Genomic DNA, 4,463 nt, shown 5'->3' with positions numbered 1-4,463 from the left:
TCGTGTTGGAGAGCAGGCGGGCGCGGGGCGCGACGAGCCTCGACAGGGGTGCGTAGTCGCCCTCGGCGTCGCCGTGGCTCTGGTGCCCCAGGGGACGCACGAACCGGGCCGGCGGCGCCTCGCGGGCGGGTCGTCCGGCCGGACTTCCCGCGCCGCGCACGGGAAGGGCGACGCCCGCGAGCGACGCGGTGACCGCCACCACCGCCACCGCCACCGTCCAGCGAACGAGCCGGAGAGCAGGCATCACCACTCCTTCCGCCGGGCCGGCGGGCGGCGCGGACCTCCGGAATCCCCATCGTGGACGAGGCGTTCGGAGCCCGCCACGACAGACCGCCGCCCGGGTGACCGCAGCCGGGAACCGCGGCGCCGTCACGGCGGCGGCCCGGGGCGGCCCGCGGATGCCGGTGTGCGGCGCACCGTGCACATTGGTGTGACCGGGCCCCGCCGCGACCGGGTGCGGCAGGGGCATCTGACGTCGGTCCGATCGAACGCCGCTGCGAAGGACGGGTGAATGGGCACTGTGTCGACCGAGCGCGAGGACCACCGGACCCGTTCCCCCGCAGCGGCCCGGGCCGGCGGCCGTCGCGCCCGCCTCCGCGGGCTGCTGCCCGTCGCGGGCGCCACCCTCGTGGCGGCGGCCGGGGCACTGATCGCCGTCGGGTGCTTCCTCGGCCTCTACCTGCGCCCCACCTCGGACGACTGGTGCGCCGCCTGGAAATCCCGGGACCTGGGCGTCCTCGGCATCACATCCGACTTCTACCTGACCCAGAACGGCCGGATCGCCAACGCCTTCCTGAGCGGCATCGTCTACGGCGACGGACTCGCCGGAGTCAAGATCCTCCCGACCGTCATCGCCGTCGCCTTCACGGCCGGCCTGGTCCTGCTGGGGTGCCGGTTCGTCCGCTTCCTCGGTGCACGCCCCCCGGTGCTGCTCGTGCTCGCCTGCGCCCTGGTCGTCCAGGCGCTGCTCTACTACGCCGGACCGCGCAGCTACCAGGTGCTGCTGTGGGCTCCCGCCACCATTTCGCACACCGTTCCCGGCGTGATCGGAGTGTGGGCGCTCCTCCTCGCCCTGCGGACCGTCCCCCACCCCCGGGCCGCGGTCCGTGCGGGCGGCTTCGCCGCAGCGTTCCTCATCGGGCTCGGACTCGGCACCCTGAGCGAACCCTTCGCCCTCGTCAGCGGTCTGCTCGCGGCCGGAGCCGCCCTGCTGGCCCTGCCCCGCCTCGGACTGGCCCGGTCCTGGCACCCGTTCACCTGGTGCGCCCTGTGGTGCGGCGGGCTCCTCTGCGGTCTGATCGTCCTCTACACGTCCCCCGGCGCCCGCTGGCGCCGCGCGCAGCAGCCTGCCGGGGAGTCCGCACTGTCCGCGGGAGAACTGCGGGGAGCCGTCCGGGACTGGCTGCACATGTGGGAGGCCGTCACCGGCCAGTGGGCCTACCTCGGAGCGGCCGCCGCCGGCGTCCTCCTCGGCCTGGCCGTGGGCCGGCGTACGGGTCCGCCCGGGATGCGGTGGCGTCCCGGATCCCCGCGGCCGGTGCGGGCCGCCGTACTGCTGCTCCCCGTCCCGGTGGTGGTGCTGGGTTCGTTCGCCGTGGTGGTGGGCCTGCGCAGCGGGTACGGGCCGAGCGGCTGGACGTACGCCCGCACCTGGACGAACTACCTGGTCCCGATGGAACTGGCCCTCTGCGCGTACGGAGCCCTGCTGGGGCAGTGGGCCGGCCGGTGCCAGGCCGGCCGACGGTCCGCCGGCGCGGCGGGGCCGGCCGCCGTCGTGACCGTCGTCGTTTGCGCGGGCGGCCTGGCGCTGGCCGCACTGGCCGTACTCGTGCCCGGCGTCCGGCAGCTCACCACGGCGACGGTCACCCGTGCGGCCGCCTGGGACGCCCAGGACTCCCGCATCCGGACCGAGGCCGCGCACGGCGCCACCGACGTCGGGTACCGGCCCCTGCACATCGGGAGCCTGGCCGAGCCGTTCTTCACCTCGGCCTACCCGCGGGACTGGGTCGCCGCCTGCGTCTCGAAGTGGTACGGCGTCGACCGGATCCACCGCCTGTGATCCGTCCCCGTGGTCCCGTGGTCCGGTACGGGATCGGGACGTTGCCGTCACGTCCCGGGGCTGGACCCCGTCGCCGAAGAGTGGCTCAGTGGGAGCAGCGCGTCGTCATGGGCCGCGTCCATGGCGCCGAGTCCTGTTTCCGACCGCTCGTCATGTGACCAAGGGGGATTCCGAGCCATGAGTGACGGCAGAGGCGAGCCGGACGTGCCCCGTCCGGAGAACGACACGGCAGCCCACGCACACGCCGCGGGCACCGGCGGAGGCTTCACCGACCCCACCCCGGAGGCGGGCGGGGACGGCATCATCGTGCAGGGGGGCCGCCAGGCGCCGGACTCCCACTCGGCGCAGGCGATTGGCCCGAAGCAGGATGACCCGCGGGCGATTGGCCCGAAGCAGGATGACCCGCGGGCGATCGGCCCGAAGCAGGACGATCCCCGGACGATCGGCCCCAAGCAGGACGATCCCCGGGCGGTCGGCGACGGGATCATCGTCCAGGGTGGGCGTACCGGGCATCCGGACGGGAAGTCGCGTCAGAAGCGCGCCAAGAAGAAGCCGAAGACCATGGCGCTGATCATCGGCGGCGTCATGGTGGCGGCCGTGGGCGGAGCGGTCGTCGGCCGGCAGCTGGGGCATGACCCGGCCGCCACCGTGCCGCAGGCCGCGGCGACGCCCACCGCCGTCGTACCGGCCGCCCCCGCCCCTTCGGGCTCCACCGGGAGCGCCGGCCCGGCGCCCGCTCCCGGCGGGAGCGCCCCCGCCTCGCCGGCGCCCGCCGCCTCCCAGCCGCCCGCCCGCAGCGGCACCGGCACCGGCACCGGCAGCGCCGCACCGCCCCGGACGACGCCGACGGCGCAGCCGAAGCCGTCTGGCACCCCGGCCCCGGTCGCCGCACCCGTACTGACGCTGCGTCCGGCCGGCGTCCAGGAGTACTGCGCGAACGGCGAGTGGCCGCACACCGTCACGATCCGCAACAGCGGTGGCGGCACGCTGGACTGGACGGTCGGCCCGCTGCCCGCCGGGGTCACCGCCGCCCCGGGCGCCGGTTCCCTCGCCGCGGGCGCCTCGCAGGAGATCGTGCTGGGCGGCAGGGCCGAACAGCTGCCCCCGAACGGCCACTTCACGCTCGACTTCGCAAGCAACGGCGGCACCGGCCGGGTGACGGTCACCTGCGCCTGACGGTGCGGGGGCGGGTCCGGCCGTACAGTTCACCGGAGTCGGTCCGGTCGCGGCAAGGGGGGAGCCGGCTCATGCGACGCACTGATTCCATCGACCCCTCGGTTCCCGCGGGGGCGCGCGGGGTCGAGATGACCCGGGTGGGGGACCGGTGGCGGGTCACCCGGCCGTGGCCCGCCCCACTGCGCCCCTACCTCCACAGTTACGCCGGCTACTGGGAGGCCACGGCCTCGCCCTACCGGGTGCGACTGGTTCCCACGGGGCGGGCGGTCCTGCTGATCAGCCTGGGGGAGCCGTTCGCGCAGGTCCGCCGGCTGGGGGCGGCGGACACGAACGGAGAGGTGACCGGCTCGCTGGTCGCGGGCCTGGAGGACGGGCCCCGGGACTGTGACCACCCCGGTGGCCAGGAGGCGATCCGGATCGAGTTGACCCCGCTGGGCGCCTACCGGCTGTTCGCCGTCCCGATGTGCGAGCTGACCAACCGGGTGGTCGGGCTGAGCGACGTCCTCGGCCCCGGGGCCGAGGCGCTGGCCGGTCGACTGGCGGCCACCGCCGACTGGGCGGCCCGGTTCGACCTCCTCGACGTCGCGCTGTCGGCGCGGATCGCGCGCGGCCCGGATCCCGCGCCCGAGGTGGCGCAGGCCTGGCGGCTGCTGGTGCGCGCCGACGGGGCGATGCCGGTGGCGCGGATCGCGGCCGAAGTGGGCTGGAGCCAGGGCCATCTGGTCCGGCGGTTCACCGAACAGGTCGGTCTGACGCCCAAGATGTCCGCCCGGGTGCTGCGTTTCCACCGCGCGGTACGGCTGTTGGCCCGCGACGGCGCCGACCTCTCCGGGGTGGCCGCCGCGTGCGGCCACTACGACCAGGCCCACCTCAACCGCGAGTTCCGTGCCCTGGCCGGCACCACGCCCGGCCGGATGGCGGCCGCCCGTGTCACGGAGGGGGCCATCGCCCTGTGAGGTGGGGCACGAGGTCAGATTTTTCCAAGCCGCCCCGCCCCGCCGTCGATACCGTCCCCTTCGGGTTGATCGGGTACGCCTCGGTGGTGCGCCTGGTCCGGAGGAGAGGGAGTACGTGATGGAGGACCTGCTGCGCATCCTCGTGGCCGGCGCGCTGTCGGGCGGGTTGATCGGTTTGGCGGGGGCGCTCGGCCGGCGCAACCGCAGGCGTCGCGAGGGCGGGGGAACGGACGGCCGCTGACGCCGCCCGGGTGCCGGGTGCCGGGTGCCGT

General features: G+C 75.4%; 5 protein-coding genes. 4 read left to right on the top strand and 1 reads right to left on the bottom strand.

The window, feature by feature from the left end; translation table 11 throughout:
- A partial coding sequence (locus tag ACFXA3_RS36530) for a hypothetical protein (protein ID WP_385194459.1) occupies positions 1-244 on the bottom strand: 244 nt, incomplete at its 3' end.
- Positions 245-511: 267 nt separating this feature from the next.
- Here ACFXA3_RS36530 and ACFXA3_RS36525 point away from each other — a divergent pair.
- The 4 genes from ACFXA3_RS36525 (at position 512) to ACFXA3_RS36510 (ending at position 4,432) form a co-directional block, all read left to right on the top strand.
- Positions 512-2,059 (top strand): hypothetical protein, encoded by a 1,548-nt coding sequence (locus tag ACFXA3_RS36525; RefSeq protein ID WP_385194456.1) that lies wholly within the window; start codon positions 512-514, stop codon positions 2,057-2,059.
- A gap of 177 nt (positions 2,060-2,236) precedes the next feature.
- Positions 2,237-3,235, top strand: coding sequence for a hypothetical protein (locus ACFXA3_RS36520; RefSeq protein ID WP_385194454.1), 999 nt, complete (start codon positions 2,237-2,239; stop codon positions 3,233-3,235).
- Between the two features lie 71 nt (positions 3,236-3,306).
- Positions 3,307-4,191 (top strand): helix-turn-helix domain-containing protein, encoded by an 885-nt coding sequence (locus tag ACFXA3_RS36515; protein WP_385194451.1) that lies wholly within the window; start codon positions 3,307-3,309, stop codon positions 4,189-4,191.
- A 118-nt stretch (positions 4,192-4,309) separates the two neighbouring features.
- Positions 4,310-4,432 carry a hypothetical protein gene (locus ACFXA3_RS36510; protein ID WP_385194449.1) on the top strand — a complete coding sequence of 41 codons (123 nt, stop codon included), beginning with the start codon at positions 4,310-4,312 and terminating at the stop codon, positions 4,430-4,432.
- Positions 4,433-4,463: the final 31 nt, after the last annotated feature.

It is taken from the genome of Streptomyces sp. NPDC059456, from assembly GCF_042750055.1.
Classification (GTDB): domain Bacteria; phylum Actinomycetota; class Actinomycetes; order Streptomycetales; family Streptomycetaceae; genus Streptomyces.
This window is presented reverse-complemented; position numbering and strand designations above follow the sequence as displayed.

Bases quoted from the DNA above. Each gene is read 5' to 3' on its own strand.
- ACFXA3_RS36520 (WP_385194454.1), top strand. From the start codon at position 2,237: ATGAGTGACGGCAGAGGCGAGCCGGACGTGCCCCGTCCGGAGAACGAC.
- ACFXA3_RS36515 (WP_385194451.1), top strand. From the start codon at position 3,307: ATGCGACGCACTGATTCCATCGACCCCTCGGTTCCCGCGGGGGCGCGC.
- ACFXA3_RS36525 (WP_385194456.1), top strand. From the start codon at position 512: ATGGGCACTGTGTCGACCGAGCGCGAGGACCACCGGACCCGTTCCCCC.
- ACFXA3_RS36510 (WP_385194449.1), top strand. From the start codon at position 4,310: ATGGAGGACCTGCTGCGCATCCTCGTGGCCGGCGCGCTGTCGGGCGGG.